This window comes from Nostoc sp. FACHB-152 (assembly GCF_014697475.1).
Lineage (GTDB): Bacteria > Cyanobacteriota > Cyanobacteriia > Cyanobacteriales > Nostocaceae > Nostoc_B.
The window spans coordinates 19569-37960 of the sequence record NZ_JACJRV010000018.1; the positions used below are offsets into that span (position 1 = coordinate 19569).

An 18392-nucleotide genomic window follows, 5' to 3' on the forward strand; every position below is an offset into this window, starting at 1 on the left:
ATGCAAATAAATATAGGTCATTTGTCCTTTATCAACCATTGACTATTGACTCTTGACTCAGACTTAAATACGTGGACAGCGTTCTTCCAAACAAGCTTTTAGGGTGTTGGGGTCAAACAAAATTGGCAAAAAGTGAATACTGTTGATTTCTTTAAAATAAAACAGTACAGGAAAACCATTCCAGAATATCCGCCAGTTTTGCCATTCTCGGTAGGGAAAACGCCGAAGTAACTTTTCACCTCTGTAAATGTCTAAGTCAGTGGCAGTAAATTGTAAACGCAACGTTACAGTTTGAAACAAAAGAAACAAACCAAAAAATGCGATCGCTGCACCTAATAAAGGTTGCACAATCAGGATGGGAATAGCCGCAATTACCAAAACTAAAGGGATATTGTAACTAGGTTTGAGTTCCACAGTTGCTGCGGAGTTAGGCGCAAATGAACTGGTCACTGTTTCAAATCCTGTTTCTTTAGTAGACATCTTTCCTATTTTAGGATTAGGAGGTGAAGGTTAGGTAATAGGCAATAGGTAATAGGATAAGGTTTTAAATTCAAATTTTAACCTCTCGCCTCTTTAAAACCCTTGTAACAATGCACTGCCTGCGCCTTGAAACATTAACCAAGACAGAAAGAAGTTGCTAATAAATATCAGCAGTAACGCAGTAACGACAGCAGTTGTAGTTGATTGTCCCACACCTTTGGCTCCGCCTGTGGTTGTCAAGCCCCAACTGCAACCAATGACAGCAATTAACATTCCAAAACAAACTGCTTTAATCAAGGCACTACAAATATCCCAAGTATCAACCAGGCTACGGGCAGATTCTAAAAATACGTTATCTGCGATTCCATATAGATTAGAGGCAATAAACAATCCGCCAGTCATGCCTGTTATTAAAGACAGGAGAGTTAAAATTGGCAGCATTAAGCAACAAGCAATCATGCGTGGAATAACTAAGTAATCGATGGGGTCGGTTCTTAACATCAACATGGCATCGATTTGTTCTGTCACCCGCATAGTACCGATTTCTGCGGCAAAGGCAGACCCAACTCGCCCGGCTAAAATGACTGCTGTGAGTACTGGTGATAGTTCTCGTGTTAATGCTACCGCCAGTACGCCACCGACTAGATTTCCCGCGCCAAAGTTAATAAATTCTCGCGCTACCTGAATGGTAAACACAGCACCAACAAAAATAGCTGTTAATAGGGCAATAAACAGAGAGTCTGGCCCCACTGCTACCATTTGTTCTAAGGTATTACGCCAATGGATTTTGCCCCGCACCAGGTGAACGATTAGCTGTCCTCCCAGAAAAATCGCGGCGACCAATCGCTGACCCCATGCTGCTAAACTTGATTTAGATGTTGTACTCTGACTCAATTTTCTGTCGCTAACTCGGTAATAGCCTTAAGAATAGCGAAAGTCATTGGTTAATAGTCAAGAGTCATTTGTCAAAAGGCAGGAGGCAGAAGGCAGGAGGCAGGAGTAAATACTATGGCTTCAACCTCAGAACTCAAAATTTTCACCTTTGAACCCGAAACTTTCACCTCAGAACTCGGTACTTCATACTTTACACTTCATACTTCACACTTCATACTTTTCTCCCGCGCTCCCTATCGTTAAGACGGATGTAAATCAGGTTTAGGTTAACTTACTTTAAACTTGCTCTCATAAAATAAAGCTTTGCCAATAGTTATTTTGAGCTATGCTATTGATTGGATATATTCTCAAAGCTCCTTCTAGTGCGGGTTTTATCAATTTACGAGCTGGCATATCCATAATGCAGATTATGTAGTTCATGTCTGTTTTTTTAATGAAAACTTAAGATTTTTGACATATTCACTTTTAGGGAGCGATCGCTCGTATTGTAGAAGATGGTAGCTAGCGGTTTAGCTATTCTGCGGTTCCTTTCTGGAGGTTGTCTTTCATGAGTTTTCTGACTAACTTTCTCCGCTCTCTATTGCTGACGATTATTTTTAGCTTTGTCGCTCCCATGTTTTTGATTGGCGGAATTCTGGTGATTGTAACTGGTCTAGGTTACTTTCCTGGTTTGCAAGCACTCACTGAAGCTGGTGCCAGGGGTATATTACATTTTCTTGCTATTTTTGGTAGTGGAAATTCTTTACACGGACTTTTGATTATTAGTTTGACTTGGAGCTTTGTAGGTGGATTGTTTGATACTTATGCTTATTACAGATGTCAAATTCTACGCATAGATTCTTAAGTAATTAAAGTGCGATCGCTAAGTTTGCTAGACTAATAACAAGTTAAAAGTATTGTTAAATATTAGTTTTAAGAGCAAAACACTACAGAACTTAAGATGAGTTTTGCTTAAAAACTATAGTAATATTTGTTACATTAATAATTAAAACAATAAATAATTAGTTGCTCAAGATTGGCAACTGGAATGAAAAAATTTATAACAACGAGATGATAAATTTTTAGTTATCTTAGATTGAGCGAGAGCTAACATCAAGCAGTCTTGAGGTTGTCTACTATAAAATGCTGAATAGCAGAATGTCCATTTATTAGACAAGGATCTTTAACTGAAAAAAAATGAATGATGAAGTGAGAATGGAAACTGCGTCCCCAGGGACTGTTTTCAAACTCTGCGATTTACTCTCCTGAAAAAGGGAAGCTAAGATTCGGTGACTTTCATACTTCATACTTCATACTTCAGTTGACCTCTGGGCATTTTATAGTGAGATTATATAAGAGGTTTGTTGACTGCTCATGGTTTGGCCGTTTAAGTCTAAGTTTCGTAAACAAATTGCTCGGATTGAAATTACTGGTGCGATCGCTAGTGGTACACGTAAACGCGTTTTAGAAGCGTTAAAGACCGTAGAAGAGAAGAAATTTCCCGCTTTACTTTTACGCATTGATAGCCCTGGGGGTACAGTCGGAGACTCCCAAGAAATTTATAGCGCCCTGAAGCGGTTACGCGAAAAAATCAAAATTGTAGCGAGTTTTGGTAATATTTCCGCCTCAGGTGGTGTATACATCGGTATGGGAGCCGAACACATCATGGCTAACCCCGGAACCATTACGGGAAGCATTGGTGTGATTTTGCGGGGGAATAACTTGGAACGCTTGCTCGAAAAAATTGGTGTTTCCTTCAAAGTGATCAAGTCTGGCCCGTACAAAGACATTTTGGCATTTGATCGGGAACTAACAGAACCAGAACAACATATCTTGCAAGAGTTGATTGACACAAGTTATCAGCAGTTTGTGCAAACAGTAGCCGATGCTCGTTCTTTAGCAGTAGAAACTGTAAAAAGCTTCGCTGACGGACGGATATTTACTGGGCAACAAGCTCTAGAATTGGGAGTAGTAGACCGCCTGGGAACCGAAGAAGATGCTCGTCGCTGGACAGCAGAACTGGTTGGTCTTGACCCCGAAAAAACACAATGCTTTAACCTCGAAGAACCAAAACCTTTGTTGAGCCGTTTTCTACCAGGGAGTCGTCAAGTTTCATCACGATTAGGAGCAGGTGCTGACTGGCTAGAATTTGAAATGTCTACCAGTGGTCTGCCACTGTGGTTATATCGACCATAAATGCATTGGTCATCAGTTATTAGTCATTGGCTAATGACTGTTGACTGTTAACTGTTGACTAATATTTAAGGAGGATTTTTGGCGTGGAGTGGCAAATGCGAGCAATTCGCGGAGCAACAACGGTTGCAGAAAACACAATTGAAGCAATGCGAGAAGCAGTTACAGAACTGCTAGAAGAACTAGAACACCGAAATCAAATCCAACCAGAAGATATGATCAGCGTGACTTTTTCAGTCACACGCGATTTAGATGCGATTTTTCCGGCGGCGATCGCCAGAACACGTCCTGGTTGGGATAATGTAGCTATGTTAGATGTGCAACAAATGCACGTCGAAGGCAGTTTACAACGTTGCATCCGCTTTTTAATTCACGCTTATCTGCCAACCTCTGCGCCCATACACCATATATATTTGCGCCATGCTTCTAGTTTGCGTCCAGATTGGAGTTTACCCCAGTCTTTACACAAATCACAGGCAGCAATTGAGTCAAAAGTATAAATTAATAACTTAGACATCTGGGAGTTTCATCAATGCCATCCCCCTTTCCTGGCATGAACCCCTATCTAGAATTGCCTTCACTTTGGCACGAGTTTCACAGCCGATTGATTGTGGCAATTTCTGATGCGCTCACACCCTATCTGCAACCCAAATATTATGTAGCAGTGGAAACCCGCACCTATCTGGATGACGAAGACACCCAATTATTGGTGGGAATTCCCGATGCGGTCGTGCTGAGTGCTTCAAATTCGCCTGTAGCACAACCTACAACAACTGCCACACAAACTCGTCCAAAGCAAATTCGACTCCCTATGCAAGTTGAGGTCAAAGAGCGTTATTTAGAAGTGCGGGAGGTAGGTACTCATCAGGTAATTACGGTTATTGAAGTACTATCACCCAAGAATAAGCGCAAGGGCGAAGGGCGAACTGCTTATGAGAAAAAGCGGCAGCGAGTGCTGGGCAGTTTATCTCACCTAGTTGAAATTGACTTACTTCGAGAAAATACACCAATGCCTATGATTGGGGTAGAGGAGACAAGCGATTATCGCATCATAGTCAGTCGAGCCACTACCCGGCCAATGGCAGATCTGTATGAATTCCAATTGAGAGAGCCAATTCCTAACTTCTCATTACCTCTCAAATCTGATGATCCGGAATTAGCAGTTGATTTACAGACCATTTTGCTGGGTGTTTACGATCGCGGTTCTTACCAATTTCGTATTGATTATCACCAACCTGTCCCCCCGCCAAAACTATCGGCAGCTGACCAACAGTGGATTGATGAATTACTTGCTGCCATTCGAGGTGGGTGATGAGTGCTGACAGGGACAAAACCAGCTTGAGCGATCGCATTTTGTCCTTAAAATAGCCAATATAGTTAATTTAACGCTTCTTCAGCAACGGTTGCGTTGATTGAAAATTCACTCTCGAATTGTTGAGTAAATTCATCAAATAATTTAAAAAACTGTTCTAAAGCAGTAGGCTCATCTTGAGAAAAAAATAAAATTATTTGATCCCAGGTTTGATGAGAATTCAAATTGAATTTCTGCTGAATCCAGGTTTGAAATTCTGAAAATTGCTGTTCCTGTTGTGTTTGAGGAATTTCCATCTGGCGACGTGCAAAACAGTAACCAGCCAGAAAAGTACGGAGATTAGAAATAGAAACTCGTCCTAAATACATAGCAGGACGTTTTTGGATATTGCGAATTAAATCATATAAGTCAACCATCTGTCCCTCTGATTTAAAATTCAGTTTCAGTAATTTGGAAATTGCCGCCTAAATCTTGTGCAGGGCAGTAAAGGTTATTTATCCATTTTACTCTGGCAATTCCTTCGGGATGGATGTTGTCAAAAATGAGTTCTTGTCCGTCAATTTCAACTGCGATCGCTTCGTGTCGTCCATTTATCGAGATGTTTTGTTGAAGGCGTTCATGGTATAAATGTTACAGAAAGGGTCTTCTGTACTACCAGTAAATAGGCTAATCTGTGTGCCAGAAATATTTTGCTCAATCAGAAATTGACGCAAGGCTATAGCACAGGGAACACATTCAAAAATTTTGAACGCAGAAGCGATCGCACTCAGTTCATCTCTCAATTAGAAGCTGTTTCCTGACTTTTAATCGGGACATAACCAGCTTGGGCGAGCGCCTGTTGTCCTTGATCAGTCAGCAACAGTTTGGCATAAGCTTCCCCTGCTTGCTGTTCTCGTCCTTGATTTTGTTTAATAATTACAAATAACTTAGAAGTCAATGGATATCTGCCGTTTTGGATAACTGCGGTATTCAGCTGATTGCGTTTTTCCGGACACTGATTTGGCTGGATGACAGGTTCACGGTAGAGAGAAACCAGCGGTTGAGAATTCAATCCTAAAGGCAGTAGCTTGGCATTACATTGATTTACAACCCCTCTAGCAGAGGCGTAATATAAACTGCCAGGAGTTGTTTTAATGCGGCGTAGTGCTTCGGTAGAAGAATAAACATACTGGACGCGCGAACTCAGCCCTTGCTTATCTGCCGGTTTATCAGCAAACAACAGCGTATCTGCGTTTTCCGGAGATTGCGACAAGGGAACAATGGGCAGATTTGGCCCGCCTACTTGCTGCCAATTAGTAATTTTGCCAAGATAAATTTGCTGTAGCTGGTCAACGGTTAAGCCTGGTACTTGAAGTTCTGGGTTAACGACTACTGCGATCGCATCAACAGCAATCTCACGCTGCTCAAATTTAAACCCTTGCTGTTCAGCATGGGCTTGTTCTGTAGCTGTTAAAGGACGGGAAGATTCGGTAAAGTCCAATTCTCCTTCCAGCAACATTCTAATCCCTGCGCCAGAACCAGGGCTACCAACTGTAGGATTTACATAAACTAATTGAAATTCTGGGCGAGTATGTTGGATTTGAGAATTTACGAGTTGCCTAATCGTTGCCCAAGCTGTACTACCGCCATATTTGAAAGCATCCATAGGTACATCAGGAACACTTTCAAAGGTTGAACCCGTAGAAGTACGGTTAGATTCTCTAAGCTCTCTAGAACTAGAAAGCGCATAACTAGGCTCGTATGTACGTGGTCTTAACCATAACCATAGCCCGCCAATGACTACCAGCGTCATCACTTTCCCGATGATTAAACCTCTAATCATCTGAATTGCGTCAGGGCTGAGTGAAGCAGATCTTCGGCCTGTTTTGCTCATTTAAATTTAAATTTATATAAAGTATTTCTCTATAAAAACTATATATTAAATCTATATGTAATTGCACTTAAGTAATATTACTGAAACCTACTGTCAGGTTCATCATTATATGTTAACTAAGCTACTAGGAGAACGTTACCAAGTTGTCCAGATTTTGAGCCAAGGAATGTTTTGTAAAACTTACATGGCTGAAGATACCTATCTCCCCCATCGCCCGACCTGCGTTGTCAAGCATTTTCTACCTAGTAGCGATTTTTCTATCCCTGAAGAAGTTCGCAGACGGCTATTTAATAGAGAAACAGCCGCACTGCAAAAATTAGGCGATTATGATTTAGTTCCCCATCTGTTAGCGCATTTTGAAGATGAACGGGAATTTTACTTAGTACAGAAATTTATTGCAGGACACACACTCAGTGCAGAACTTCAGGCTGGTTATCGCTGGTCTGAGGCTAAAGTTGTGCAACTACTGCAAGAAGTTTTAGAAATCCTGAATTTTGTACATAACCACGGGCTGATACATCGAGATGTCAAGCCCAGCAATATTATGCGGCGACAGCATGATCATCGTTTAGTTTTGATTGATTTTGGTGCAGTTAAGCCGATTTTGACTCAATTAGTGAAAGACCAAAAAAATTCTTTGTCTATTGATCAGTCTACAATTGCGATCGGTACACCAGGCTATATGCCTAGTGAACAACATCGGGGTAGACCACGACCGAATAGTGATATCTACGCGCTAGGTATGATTGCCATTCAAGCACTCACCGGAGTACACCCTACACAATTATCAGAAGACCGCAAAACAGGTGAAGTTGTTTGGGAACATTTAGCTGATGTTAATGTTAATTTAGCTGTAGTGATTAATAAAATGGTTCGCTACCACTTTCAAGACCGATATAAATCAGCAGCCGAAGCACTAGAGGCACTGCAACCATTTATAAATCTCTACACTCCAATCGAAGATTCAGAGTCTACACTCATATCACCATTTCACGCCCAAAATACTTTATTTTCAGATAATTCTTATCCAGTGTTTGATACAACAACATCTGTACCTGTCAACACTTCAACAGATAAGCTTGAGATTTCTGAAGACACTAAAAAATCTCCTATGCTCATAGGTCTAGTAATTGGTGTAGTTTCAGGTTTCATTCTTATGCTTGTGAGCTACTGGTCTGTGCAGTTGATAATTTTCCCAGAACCAAAAATTCAAAATTCACTACCTGAAAATTCTGGAATCTCTTATTAATTTTTATTTAACATAGTAACAACCAAATTGGTTAAGTATCAACAGATATTCCAACTTAAACACGAAAAGGTTTTTACCCTTCCTGCTATTTAGATGCTTTAAGGATGTCTTGTTTCGCCATCTTTCACAAGTTACTAAATTGCTATGAATATGGTAAATTTAGCTATGCAAACATGAGCAATATATTTAAGGATAAAAACTAGTAAACTCATTGACAATTGTCAATGAGTTTTAATTAATTTTGTTGAAGGAAAGTAGTGGTAGAAATAATAAAGTATGTTAGGATGAAACCACTGCAAAAACGAGCTAATCGCTCATTAAGATTATTTAGATTAGCTATTGAGCCTTGTGTAAAATTGATTTCACCTGCGTCAACAGGAGAAAGGATTTAACGCACGGCATTTCATTCCTAATAAAGGCACGGTTAACTGTGTCTTTATTACTATTTCTCTTCTACTGAACCTTACAAAACTAACAAATGCTGCTTAACATTGATGTAGACATTACTTCTGGGTTACTTGTGGACTATTAATTTTATGTCAAGTGATGCTAACAATTTCAGAAGTTTGGCTAGATCAATTTTGTATTTGTCCTCTTCTTTTTTATCTTCGTGTTCCTTTTTAGGTTTGTATTTGTCCTCTTTTTCTTTATCTTCGTGTTCTTTTTTAGGTTTGTGATAATATTTCACTACTTTTGTACCACCAGAAATATTAGCTTCATCGCTGGGGTTGAGTGTTGTCAACAATGTGCTTTCCATAATCTTAGTATTCACTCAGTAAGGACATTAAAACTGCACTGCATAAAATAAATGAATAATCAGGATATCCACTGCTTTTTGCACTGCTGCGTTGATTATAGAATTTTTATTAATTAATGCATAGCCGATGTCCAATTTTTTAAAAAAGATACTTTATAAATTTCTTTTAAAAAATAATGATTAATTATGTATAAATTTTTGTTATTTTTCAATATCTAAGACCTGGCGTATGTCTCTAAGATCAAATCATTTAAATAGTTTTGTAGTTTATATTGGCATAAGTATTATGTAGTAGATAGCCTTTAGTGATGCTTTAATTTATACAATTCTTTTCTTAACCTATATAAGCTAAATCTATAAGCATAAAAGGCTTTTAACGAAAAATTAATCTGCATCCTAATACTTTCTATTATTACTTTATTTCTCAGGCACAGATTCTAATTAATGAAAAGTGCTTGGTTTTTATATATAAAATCTTTAAATCTTATTTTAAAAGTAAAGCCTTTTAAGCATATAAAAAATCTATACCAATGGATAGTTGCAATTATTTTTGTTATGCGTTAGAAACGGGAACCCCATAAATTACTCTTTCCTACTCCCAGCCTATACAGATAATTTCAAAAATCAAACCGGATTCCTATATCTGTGGTGGTTGAAGCATACATTTTAAATTTTGGTGAACTGGAATTTCTATAAAAAATTGAGTGCCTTCTCCGGGCTGAGAATCACACCAAAGCTTTCCTTGATGTTTTTTGTTAATAATTTGATAGCTAATTGACAATCCTAAACCTGTACCTTTACCCACAGGTTTAGTTGTAAAGAAAGGGTCAAATAATTTTAGTTTAAATCCTTTTGGAATACCTATACCATTATCGGTAATGGTAATTAAGACATAATCTTCAGACTGCAACTGAGTTTTAATCCATATCTGCTGAGGTTGCTTTGTCATGCCTTGATTTGAATGTTGGTGGTGAGTTTCTTCTAAGGCATCGATCGCATTTGTTAGTAAATTCATAAATACTTGGTTAAGTAGCCCTGCATAGCATTCAACTAAGGGCAACTGGCCATAGTCTTTAATTACTTGAATTGGCGTATTTTCTGCTTTTGCTTTGAGTCGATGTTGTAAAATCATTAAGGTGCTGTCGATACCTTCATGAATATCCACTGCTTTAAATTCTGCTTCATCTAAGCGGGAGAAATTGCGGAGAGACTTGACAATTTCGCTGATCCGGCTAGCACCAACCTCCATTGACTGGATGATTTTTTTCAAATCTTCATTCAAGAATTCCAATTCAATTTCATCTGCTGCTGTTTGTAAAGCCTGAGGTGGATTTGGGTAATACTCTTGATAGGCTTGAAGTAATCTAACTAAGTCTTGTGTGTATTCTTTGATATGGCTGAGATTGCCATAAATAAAGTTTACTGGATTGTTGATTTCATGGGCTATACCTGCCACCATTTGTCCCAAAGCAGACATTTTTTCAGTTTGCACCATTTGAGTTTGGGTAAGATGCAATTCTTCTAAGGTTTGGTGCAAACGCTGATTATTTTCCTTTAATTCTTGAGTACGTTGGGCTACTTGGTTTTCTAGGGTTTGACTGTATGCTTCTAGCTGTTGATTTGCTTGCTGCTGTTCTGCTAAAAGGTCTTTGATGGAGTGAATAAGCTGATTAAACGAGGTAGCCAAGACAGCAACTTCATCCTCAGCCGTGACTGATACTTGCACATCAAAATCAGACTTCTGGATTGACTGTTGTACTACATGGGTAAGGTTTTGAATGGGTCGCGCGATCGCCCGACTAGTATAAAATGCCAAAAACGCTGCAATCATTATAGATAATGCTAGGCTGGTAATAATAATTTGCGATCGCAGTTTTTGGGCAGATTTCAAAACTTCTGCGGCTTCGTCATATTCGCCAGCAGCGCGGTCAACCAGCTGAGTCAGGTCATGAGAAAAATTGTTTAATTGCTCTACCTCTCGACTGCTACTGAAGTTGATAAGTTTGTATCGTATAGTCTCAATGTATTCTGGCTGCACATTCTCTAAATCAAAGGAATTTAGCAGTTCTTCTACTTGTTTTAAATAAGCTTCTGGAATTCCCTTATAAGTCTGCATAAAATTTTGCACTTTGGCGATTTCTTCCTCTGAATCATGTTCATAGTCTGGATTTCCTTCCAAAGTTTGCAATTCTGACCATGCTTCTCTAAATTCAGAGATAGATTTTTTAAGTTCAGAATATTCTTGCTGTACAAGTTTGGAATTACCCAGTAAAAAAGTTAGCCGTTGTCTCTTGTTTCGTGTTGTTAATTCAGTAATTTTGAGGTGATTGACTAGCTGAATTTCCTGAAGCGCATCTTCTTGAGTTTCAACTGCTAAATTGTTGTAATAATCTCCAAGCACCATCCCCGCAAGGGTTCCCAAAACAGCCACACTTAAAGTAATTCCATAACCGCAAGCAATTTTTTGCCCTACTTTCAAGCGGCGTGGCCATTGGCTCAATTTTGCGTAAAGCAGTGTTATATGATGCGTCTTTTGGTTTGATGAGATTGAGTTAAGGTCAGCCATATCTTGAGTTAAAGGATAAAAGTTACTTTACGCTTTAAGCTCATGTAATTAAAAGTTTTACCTTAAAGCGATTAACTCTAGTATTCCCAGGAACTACATCTAAATAAACAAAGTTTTTATCAGGAAATTATGTTTTATCAATTACTAATTTTTGGTTTTGATGAAGCTGAAACTTGAAGTAATAGCGTATTTTGTAAAGGTTTTATCAAAAATCATAAATTTAAAAATAATTAGTTGTTTATGAACTTTTATTTAAATTGAAAAAGGCAGTTTTGCTGTATATAATCTGCCACAAAACTGCCTTTTTATTATGAATGTGTAAAGATTCCTAGCCTTAACGCAACTTAAAATTTAAGTCTACTTTATAAATTTTCTCAAGTTATTAGATTTTAGGCTCAATCAAATACTCTATTCTTTGAGGTGATGAAAGCGAATTCCTAAAAAAATGTCGTAAACAAATTCAAAGAAATCTTTTTTTTGTAATAATCCTGATGTTTGATAACAGCCTTTCTCGTCTAAAAGTGGCTTCATTGTATAGTATGCAGGTTGATAGTTATACCAGGGAATAGAAGGCCATAAATGATGCACTAAATGATAATTCTGCCCCATAATTAGAATATTCAAAAATGGGTTAGGGTAAACACGGGCATTTTTCCAGCGATCGCGTTCTACAAAAGGTCGATGTGGCAGATAATCAAAAAATAATCCTAATGCTATGCCAACTATGAATGCTGGTATAAACCAAAAATTGAGGATGTAGCCTAAAAAGTCATACTGAATTGAGATATAAAAAATACTTACAACAATTAAACGGCTGATAAACCACTCTAATAGCTCATACTTGCGCCAAAGTTGCCGCTTAAAGAAAAATACTTCATGGTATAAAAACCGCACCGCAATCAACCATAAAGGCCCACCTGTCGAAACATAATGGTCTGGGTCATCTTGAGGATGATTGACATGAGCATGATGCTGTAAATGTACGCGTGTAAATACAGGGAAGGCAAATGCTAACATTAAAGCACTACCATGACCTAGTATGGCGTTAATGATGCGATTGCGATGCGCCGACTGGTGACAAGCATCGTGAATCACTGTTCCCGAACAATGCAAGGCTAAAGTATTAGTACAAAAGCACAACCAGTGCGGCCATTCCCACAACCAATAGCCAAAATTTGATAACACTAGCATTGTCACTGCTGCCAAAAACAGCCGCATTGTGGGGCTAAAGTTACCGGCTGGCTCTAAAAACTCCTTGGGCGGGACTTTTAATATTTTTTGTTCTGCCTCCAATGCCAGCATTCATAACTCCTTGTTTACCAATCATTACGAATATACGATAAATATTAGTAAACAATAAAGTTTTGCGAAGTTTTATATAGCAATATTTATCTACATACTTTGATAAATGACGCTATCATTCCAGACGAAACCCAAGTATTTGCTGATCAGTAGGGTGTGTCACTCAGTTAGCAAAGAGTAGAGGTGAAATAAATCATCCCTAAGGGGGAGGAGACCAAGATTAGTGTACGATAGCTATTCTGTCCTCTAGTTTCTAAGAAAAATCAGAGGGAAAAATAAGTAATCATTTGTCTAATTCCACTCTTTATCTGCCCCTCGCTAACTGCTTAAATTTATTGATGTGGCAGTAACGGAATACAGCATCTCCCTTAACTTACTATGACTGCTTAACAAACTCCCTAAACTCAGCCCTTATGCAATTAAGAGATTCATTACGTCGGACAAAAATTGTCGCTACAATTGGCCCCGCTACCAGCAGCCCAGAAATGCTCAAGGCGATTATTGAAGCAGGCGCAACGACCCTGCGCCTTAACTTTTCTCATGGTACTCATGCCGACCATCAGCGTAATATTCGCCTAATTCGGCAAACTGCCTTTGAACTCAATCAGCCAGTGGCAATTTTGCAAGACTTGCAAGGGCCAAAAATTCGCTTGGGGCGGTTTGAAAATGGGTCTATAGTGTTAGCAAAAGGCGATCGCTTCATCCTCACCAATCGTCAAGTAGTAGGTACGCAAGAAATTAGCTGCATCACCTACGAATATTTGGCAGAAGAAGTCCCAACCGGAGCCAAAATTCTCCTTGATGATGGGCGAGTAGAAATGGTGGTGGAAGAAACCCACCGCGAAAAAGGTGATTTACATTGCCGTGTCACCGTCGGCGGCAAACTATCTAATAATAAAGGTGTAAACTTTCCAGGGGTTTACCTGTCAATTAAAGCCATGACCGACAAAGACCGCGAGGACTTAATGTTTGGTCTAGATCAGGGTGTAGACTGGGTAGCACTTTCCTTTGTCCGCAACCCCCAAGATTTAATCGAAATCAAAGAACTAATTTCTAGTACAGGTAAGCAAGTCCCAGTCATTGCCAAAATCGAAAAACACGAAGCCATTGAACAAATGGAAGCAGTTTTAGCTTTGTGTGATGGCGTAATGGTGGCTAGAGGTGACTTAGGGGTAGAACTACCAGCCGAAGATGTCCCTGTACTGCAAAAGCGGTTAATTGCTACAGCCAACCGCTTAGGGATTCCCATCATCACCGCTACCCAGATGCTAGATAGCATGGTGAGCAATCCTCGTCCTACGCGTGCCGAAGTATCAGACGTAGCCAACGCAATTTTAGATGGTACGGATGCAGTCATGCTGTCTAACGAAACTGCTGTGGGTAGCTACCCAGTAGAAGCAGTAGCAACAATGGCTAGAATTGCGGAACGTATTGAACAAGAAGAACGCAACTCACCAACACGCCAGCTGAGAGACAGCAGACGTTCTATTCCCAACGCCATCAGCCAAGCCGTAGGTCAAATTGCCGAAAACTTGGGTGCAGCTGCAATTATGACCTTAACCCAAACCGGAGCAACAGCACGCAACGTTTCTAAATTCCGTCCCAACACACCGATTTTGGCGGTGACACCCCATGTCAACGTCGCAAGACAGTTACAACTTGTCTGGGGAGTGAAACCGCTACTAGTCTTGGGTTTACCCTCTACTGGTCAGACATTCCAAGCCGCAATTAACGTTGCTGAAGAGCATAAATACCTGTTTGAAGGCGATTTAGTAGTAATGACTGCTGGTACTCTGCAAGGCGTTTCTGGTTCTACCGACTTAATTAAAGTTGAGGTAGTGACAGCTGTCCTCGGTCATGGAATTGGACTAGGACAAGGTTCTGTGAGTGGTCGCGCTAGAGTTGCTCACACAGGTATGGATGTCAGTAACTTTAACCCTGGGGATATCTTAGTTGCACCCCGCACTGGTGCCGATTTTGTCGATGCAATTCGCAAAGCCTCCGGTATCATCACCGAAGAAGAAAGCCTCACCAGCCACGCAGCCGTGATTGGCTTGCGTTTGGGTGTACCTGTGATTGTTGGCGTGAAGAAAGCAACACAAGTAATTCGTGATGGCGCAATTCTCACACTCGATGTGCAACGGGGTTTAATTTACTCTGGTGCAGTAGGAACAGCTTAAAAGAGAGATTAGAGGCTAGAGGCTAGTATTTTACTCAGCACTTTCAAGTCAGAGCGCAGAAGAAAGAAGTAAGGGCAAAATCATACTTAATTGGTAAAAATCTCTTACAACTCTCTGCGCCTCTGCGCCTCTGCGTGAAACTGAAAATTATATTGACGATAACGGCGGAACCTCAAAATCATTAAACGAGCCAATATTATTAAATGAATTATTTAACGCTCTCACTAGTTTTGCATCGAGAGTCAGTAAGATAAGTTCTATATGCTTCGTCTTTCTTCTATTAATTGCGTTTTTTCCTGCAAAGCCTTCTGCAAGATTTTAATAATTTGAGCTTCAACTGAGCTATTTTCTGCTTTAGCTAACTCTTGCAGTTGTGCGTATAACTCATCGGGTATATTCAGCGCATGAAGGGTAGCCATTACTTGACCTCCCACAATAATTTATTGGTAATAGTACCACGATGGGAGTTGGGGAGGGGTGAGGGAGCGATTTCTTACAAATCAATGAGCAATCAAAAATTTTATAAACAGTCTCGATTAAGAGATTGCCCGATTAAACTATAGAGTTCTTCTAATTGTTCTGAGTCCAAAGCTTTAATTAGTTGTTCTGCTGCTTTTTTAGGGTTATGTCGAGGTATATTAAGCCACAAACCTCCTTTAATAATAGGAGATGGTACTTTTTCTAACCATTCTTTAACTACTTTCCGTCCCTCCTCAGTGATTTGATAATATCCACGTTTTTTACCTGATATTAGTTCAATCCATCCGAGTTCATGCCAACGTTTTCGCCAAATGTGTGCTTTACTGGATGCCAGGTGCAATACTTCCCTAATTTTTTCTACATTGATTGGTTGATTATCTGGATATGCCTGAACTACTTGAGAAAATCTTTGTAAATACCCTTTTGGATTTCCGCCATACTGAAGTGGTAACGTTTTTATATCAAAAGTCTTTTCATTAGCTAATTCTAGTTCCCTAATAATTTTGTCAATATCTGATGGTTCACAACCAAATCCAAAAGGTGGCTGTGCTTTGCATAACTCTTCATAGGAATTGAAAGGCTTTCCATGCTCATCAACCAACTGCTGATAACCATCATATTGCTTTATTAAATCCCGCCATGCTTTTAACTGTTGAGCATTAAACGCCGCATCATGTAAGACTGCCTGCATCTCTAAACGGACAGCAATTGCCCAAGGCCGTGAACCAGCTGGTGCTGTTAGATCACCAGCATTTCCTAAAGTTTCTATGTGAGCTTTCAATCTGTTACTGGATAGTTCTTTTGTAGCCATGCCCACACTTTCCCTAATTCTTCGATTTCCATTTTTTTACGAGACTTGCCAAAATAACTGACAATTTCTCCATTTATAGATTTAAATTCTTTTCCATTTTTAATTGCATATTTACGAACATGGGTCTCAATTTTGTCTCGAATAATCTCTAATTCTTCACTTGGAGTTAACACTTCCATTGAGGGTTTTTCTAAAGGGTCAAGCTCTGTGTTAACTAATTTTGAGTTATATATTTCTATAAAACGTTTCAAATTAATGGTGCTACTGCTAATTCCTAATATCTGTGCAGTTGATTGAATTATTTCTGTTTCTAGATAGTCAACAGATTCCCCAGTACTTAAGTCGGATGCTCTTGAGCGTGTCAAACTGGAAGTTAGAGGAATAATAGAATTATTTCTTTGTATATTGTGATTTTCTTCATTGCTGCTATTACCAACATCAGATATTTTTCTTTTATTATGCTCTTTTTCTTGGACAACAACCTCTTGCTCTGTAATAATTTTTTCCACACACTGACGAGCTAACTGATCATCAGGAATAAAAATTAATCCTAAATTTTTTAAATGTCCTGCTTTCCTATCGACTCTTGCCGCTCTTGCCCATGATTGCTCTAGCCAAGGTACGCTTCTTATATGAGTTAAGCAAGCAATATGTGTAATTGCTGGAACATCAAGACCTTCGTAAGCCATTGCCACTGTTACTAAAACATCAACTGCTTTTACATCTCTTGGTTGGTAGTCTTTCTTAAATTTTTTAATTGCAGATTGTGCTTCTTTGGATTCATCACTTGTTGCTTTAACAGCCGTGTTAATCCCTAGCTCTTTTAACCAATCTAGATACTGATTAGCTGTTGAAATTGATGGTGCAAGTACAAGTAATTTGGAGCGAGTATTGTTTGTTTTATATTGTTGCCAATTATCAACACAGTTTTTTAATAACTGACGAGCGTATCCTGTTTTCAGTGCTGTTTGAAGTGCTATACCTGTATAATCTCCAGCTTCTGTAAAACTCGGTACTGAACATCTCTGTCCAGCTTGATCAATCCATTCAGCCTCTCCATCTCCCCACTCAAAATGAAGAGGGACAATAGCACGTTCTCTGAGAGCTTGACTTCGTGTATATTCAAGAACTACTGTATCCTCTGTGTTTGACAGATTAGGAGTAAGACCACTAGAAGTTTGTTTGTAAGGCATAAATGCAATTTGCTGGCTATCTCCACGCACATGAGTTCCTGTTACGAGTATTAGCAAAACCGCTTCATCTACTAATGGTTGTAAATGTCTATGCCAAATTCCCCCTTCTTCAACATGATGAAACTCATCTAAAACGAGAATGTAGCGTTTGCGTCGAAATTCGTGAGCATGAAGGTCAGGGTTAGCTGCTATTGCTTGGTATGTAGCTACATAGCCTGACATTCCCTTACATGGGTTAGGTTCGTTATTATTAGCCATCACTCTGTGTTGATGAGCTAAGTGTTCTTTAAAAAAAGGATCATCAAAATTTTCTTCTCCCTGCCTTTGTAAATTTCGTCTTGGCACTATCCAACATATTGCATCAGCAATACTTCCATGAAAGCCTCCCTGCAAAGGTTGATTCGGAATTAGTTGCACGGCAGCAATTACTGGAATTAAGCTTTTACCACCTCCTGGTGTAACCAACATGAGAATTTTTTTAATAGGTCGCCCTGCCTTAATAAGTTTACAAATCTCTAAAAACTCGGCTTGGTGCTTTCTTAGAGTTAGCGGCTGATGGGAAGGTTGTGAAAATAAGTCGAGTTGCTTGGCAGTTGTCATTTTTCTATTCTCTTGTGCGGTTTTTGTGTAATGGCACTGAGGGCATAATGCCTGCATTTCATGAACATTAGTTCGGTGAGTTTCTATCCACCGAACAATATGATCTGCATGCCAATCAGAAGGCATATCGCACCCGCACAGTTGACACTTTCCATCAGCCGCATACCAGAGGCTGGCGCGTAGTCGTTTCGACCGGAGGAAACGACTCTCTTTTACCATCTAAAAAATTCCTCCAGTATTTAACTCACATACACTATAATAGTACAAGCGTTCTGTTAACGATTCTATTTTGGGACAGTTAGTTCTGGAAAGACCAATTAGGGGACGATTGCCAACTAGCTGTTAATTTAGCAGAAATTGCTCAGTATGATTACTGTGCAATAAACATTTCATGTTTTACGCAACAATAGATAAGCTAGCTTTAATTCTTCAACGGAGAGGGGGAGATTCGAACTCCCGGAGGTTTTAGCCTCATCCGATTTCAAGTCGGACGCAATCGACCACTCTGCCACCTCTCCAAATT

General features: G+C 39.4%; 19 protein-coding genes and 1 tRNA gene. 7 read left to right on the top strand and 13 right to left on the bottom strand.

The genetic code is table 11. From position 1 onward, the window contains the following. Window positions 1–63: 63 nt before the first annotated feature. A complete protein-coding gene (locus H6G76_RS15670; RefSeq protein WP_190702120.1) occupies window positions 64–480 on the bottom strand; it encodes a DUF3119 family protein in 417 nt (138 codons plus the stop codon). Window positions 481–573: 93 nt separating this feature from the next. Next, window positions 574–1374, bottom strand: coding sequence for an MlaE family lipid ABC transporter permease subunit (locus H6G76_RS15675; RefSeq protein ID WP_190702123.1), 801 nt, complete (start codon window positions 1372–1374; stop codon window positions 574–576). Between the two features lie 114 nt (window positions 1375–1488). Between H6G76_RS15675 and H6G76_RS37700 the strand changes: the two genes are divergently transcribed. The 5 genes from H6G76_RS37700 to H6G76_RS15695 all read left to right on the top strand — a co-directional run bounded on the left by H6G76_RS37700 (window position 1489) and on the right by H6G76_RS15695 (window position 4858). After that, window positions 1489–1617, top strand: a complete 129-nt coding sequence (locus H6G76_RS37700) for a hypothetical protein (protein WP_277883098.1) — start codon at window positions 1489–1491, stop codon at window positions 1615–1617. Window positions 1618–1921: 304 nt separating this feature from the next. Continuing rightward, entirely contained in the window at window positions 1922–2218 is a 297-nt protein-coding gene (locus H6G76_RS15680; RefSeq protein WP_190702126.1) for a hypothetical protein, read from the top strand. Window positions 2219–2727: 509 nt separating this feature from the next. Further along, a complete protein-coding gene (sppA, locus tag H6G76_RS15685; protein WP_190702130.1) occupies window positions 2728–3549 on the top strand; it encodes a signal peptide peptidase SppA in 822 nt (273 codons plus the stop codon). Between the two features lie 95 nt (window positions 3550–3644). Beyond that, entirely contained in the window at window positions 3645–4046 is a 402-nt protein-coding gene (gene aroH, locus H6G76_RS15690) for a chorismate mutase (RefSeq protein ID WP_199337397.1), read from the top strand. 32 nt (window positions 4047–4078) lie between these two features. Then, window positions 4079–4858 carry a DUF4058 family protein gene (locus tag H6G76_RS15695; RefSeq protein ID WP_190702135.1) on the top strand — a complete coding sequence of 260 codons (780 nt, stop codon included), beginning with the start codon at window positions 4079–4081 and terminating at the stop codon, window positions 4856–4858. A 65-nt stretch (window positions 4859–4923) separates the two neighbouring features. On the opposite strand, the gene H6G76_RS15700 is transcribed toward H6G76_RS15695, so the two are convergent. From H6G76_RS15700 to H6G76_RS15710, 4 genes are read right to left on the bottom strand one after another with little or no spacing between them, the layout of a single operon-like run. After that, window positions 4924–5274 carry a hypothetical protein gene (locus tag H6G76_RS15700; protein WP_190702138.1) on the bottom strand — a complete coding sequence of 117 codons (351 nt, stop codon included), beginning with the start codon at window positions 5272–5274 and terminating at the stop codon, window positions 4924–4926. Between the two features lie 13 nt (window positions 5275–5287). Further along, entirely contained in the window at window positions 5288–5458 is a 171-nt protein-coding gene (locus H6G76_RS37070) for a papain fold toxin domain-containing protein (protein ID WP_313934784.1), read from the bottom strand. Beyond that, complete coding sequence (locus H6G76_RS37075; protein ID WP_242056417.1) at window positions 5449–5640, bottom strand: papain fold toxin domain-containing protein; 192 nt, start codon at window positions 5638–5640, stop codon at window positions 5449–5451. Before H6G76_RS37075 ends, H6G76_RS37070 begins: the two co-directional genes overlap by 10 nt. After that, window positions 5637–6731, bottom strand: coding sequence for a PstS family phosphate ABC transporter substrate-binding protein (locus H6G76_RS15710; protein WP_190702141.1), 1095 nt, complete (start codon window positions 6729–6731; stop codon window positions 5637–5639). Before H6G76_RS15710 ends, H6G76_RS37075 begins: the two co-directional genes overlap by 4 nt. Window positions 6732–6840: 109 nt before the next feature. Here H6G76_RS15710 and H6G76_RS15715 point away from each other — a divergent pair, with 109 nt between their 5' ends. Then, window positions 6841–7980 (top strand): serine/threonine-protein kinase, encoded by a 1140-nt coding sequence (locus H6G76_RS15715; RefSeq protein ID WP_190702143.1) that lies wholly within the window; start codon window positions 6841–6843, stop codon window positions 7978–7980. 514 nt (window positions 7981–8494) lie between these two features. On the opposite strand, the gene H6G76_RS15720 is transcribed toward H6G76_RS15715, so the two are convergent. The 3 genes from H6G76_RS15720 to crtR form a co-directional block, all read right to left on the bottom strand. Further along, the gene (locus H6G76_RS15720) at window positions 8495–8737 is read right to left on the bottom strand and encodes a hypothetical protein (protein ID WP_190702146.1); all 243 of its coding nucleotides are present in this window, start codon (window positions 8735–8737) and stop codon (window positions 8495–8497) included. 637 nt (window positions 8738–9374) lie between these two features. Beyond that, window positions 9375–11303, bottom strand: a complete 1929-nt coding sequence (locus tag H6G76_RS15725; RefSeq protein ID WP_190702149.1) for a sensor histidine kinase — start codon at window positions 11301–11303, stop codon at window positions 9375–9377. A gap of 408 nt (window positions 11304–11711) precedes the next feature. Continuing rightward, a complete protein-coding gene (gene crtR, locus H6G76_RS15730; protein ID WP_190702152.1) occupies window positions 11712–12605 on the bottom strand; it encodes a beta-carotene hydroxylase in 894 nt (297 codons plus the stop codon). Window positions 12606–13018: 413 nt separating this feature from the next. On the opposite strand from crtR, the gene pyk reads away from it, so the two are divergent. Further along, window positions 13019–14785: a pyruvate kinase gene (pyk, locus tag H6G76_RS15735; RefSeq protein WP_190702155.1), complete on the top strand. Its 1767-nt coding sequence runs from the start codon at window positions 13019–13021 to the stop codon at window positions 14783–14785. Between the two features lie 257 nt (window positions 14786–15042). Here pyk and H6G76_RS15740 read toward each other — a convergent pair whose 3' ends face one another. From H6G76_RS15740 to H6G76_RS15755, 4 genes are all read right to left on the bottom strand, one after another. Beyond that, window positions 15043–15204, bottom strand: a complete 162-nt coding sequence (locus tag H6G76_RS15740; RefSeq protein WP_190702158.1) for a FitA-like ribbon-helix-helix domain-containing protein — start codon at window positions 15202–15204, stop codon at window positions 15043–15045. 101 nt (window positions 15205–15305) lie between these two features. Continuing rightward, the gene (locus H6G76_RS15745; protein ID WP_190702160.1) at window positions 15306–16076 is read right to left on the bottom strand and encodes a hypothetical protein; all 771 of its coding nucleotides are present in this window, start codon (window positions 16074–16076) and stop codon (window positions 15306–15308) included. Further along, on the bottom strand, window positions 16043–18088 hold the full coding sequence (locus H6G76_RS15750; RefSeq protein WP_190702163.1) for a DEAD/DEAH box helicase family protein: 2046 nt from the start codon (window positions 18086–18088) through the stop codon (window positions 16043–16045). The genes H6G76_RS15745 and H6G76_RS15750 overlap by 34 nt, the downstream gene beginning before the upstream one ends. 214 nt (window positions 18089–18302) lie before the next feature. Next, window positions 18303–18387: transfer RNA gene (locus tag H6G76_RS15755), tRNA-Ser, on the bottom strand. Between the last annotated feature and the right edge of the window lie 5 nt (window positions 18388–18392).

Bases quoted from the DNA above. Each gene is read 5' to 3' on its own strand.
- H6G76_RS15695 (WP_190702135.1), top strand. From the start codon at position 4,079: ATGCCATCCCCCTTTCCTGGCATGAACCCCTATCTAGAATTGCCTTCA.
- sppA (WP_190702130.1), top strand. From the start codon at position 2,728: ATGGTTTGGCCGTTTAAGTCTAAGTTTCGTAAACAAATTGCTCGGATT.
- crtR (WP_190702152.1), bottom strand. From the start codon at position 12,605: ATGCTGGCATTGGAGGCAGAACAAAAAATATTAAAAGTCCCGCCCAAG.
- H6G76_RS15745 (WP_190702160.1), bottom strand. From the start codon at position 16,076: ATGGCTACAAAAGAACTATCCAGTAACAGATTGAAAGCTCACATAGAA.
- pyk (WP_190702155.1), top strand. From the start codon at position 13,019: ATGCAATTAAGAGATTCATTACGTCGGACAAAAATTGTCGCTACAATT.
- H6G76_RS15715 (WP_190702143.1), top strand. From the start codon at position 6,841: ATGTTAACTAAGCTACTAGGAGAACGTTACCAAGTTGTCCAGATTTTG.
- H6G76_RS15740 (WP_190702158.1), bottom strand. From the start codon at position 15,204: ATGGCTACCCTTCATGCGCTGAATATACCCGATGAGTTATACGCACAA.
- H6G76_RS15710 (WP_190702141.1), bottom strand. From the start codon at position 6,731: ATGAGCAAAACAGGCCGAAGATCTGCTTCACTCAGCCCTGACGCAATT.
- H6G76_RS15680 (WP_190702126.1), top strand. From the start codon at position 1,922: ATGAGTTTTCTGACTAACTTTCTCCGCTCTCTATTGCTGACGATTATT.
- H6G76_RS15720 (WP_190702146.1), bottom strand. From the start codon at position 8,737: ATGGAAAGCACATTGTTGACAACACTCAACCCCAGCGATGAAGCTAAT.
- H6G76_RS15670 (WP_190702120.1), bottom strand. From the start codon at position 480: ATGTCTACTAAAGAAACAGGATTTGAAACAGTGACCAGTTCATTTGCG.
- H6G76_RS37700 (WP_277883098.1), top strand. From the start codon at position 1,489: ATGGCTTCAACCTCAGAACTCAAAATTTTCACCTTTGAACCCGAAACT.
- aroH (WP_199337397.1), top strand. From the start codon at position 3,645: ATGCGAGCAATTCGCGGAGCAACAACGGTTGCAGAAAACACAATTGAA.
- H6G76_RS15700 (WP_190702138.1), bottom strand. From the start codon at position 5,274: ATGGTTGACTTATATGATTTAATTCGCAATATCCAAAAACGTCCTGCT.
- H6G76_RS15750 (WP_190702163.1), bottom strand. From the start codon at position 18,088: ATGGTAAAAGAGAGTCGTTTCCTCCGGTCGAAACGACTACGCGCCAGC.
- H6G76_RS15725 (WP_190702149.1), bottom strand. From the start codon at position 11,303: ATGGCTGACCTTAACTCAATCTCATCAAACCAAAAGACGCATCATATA.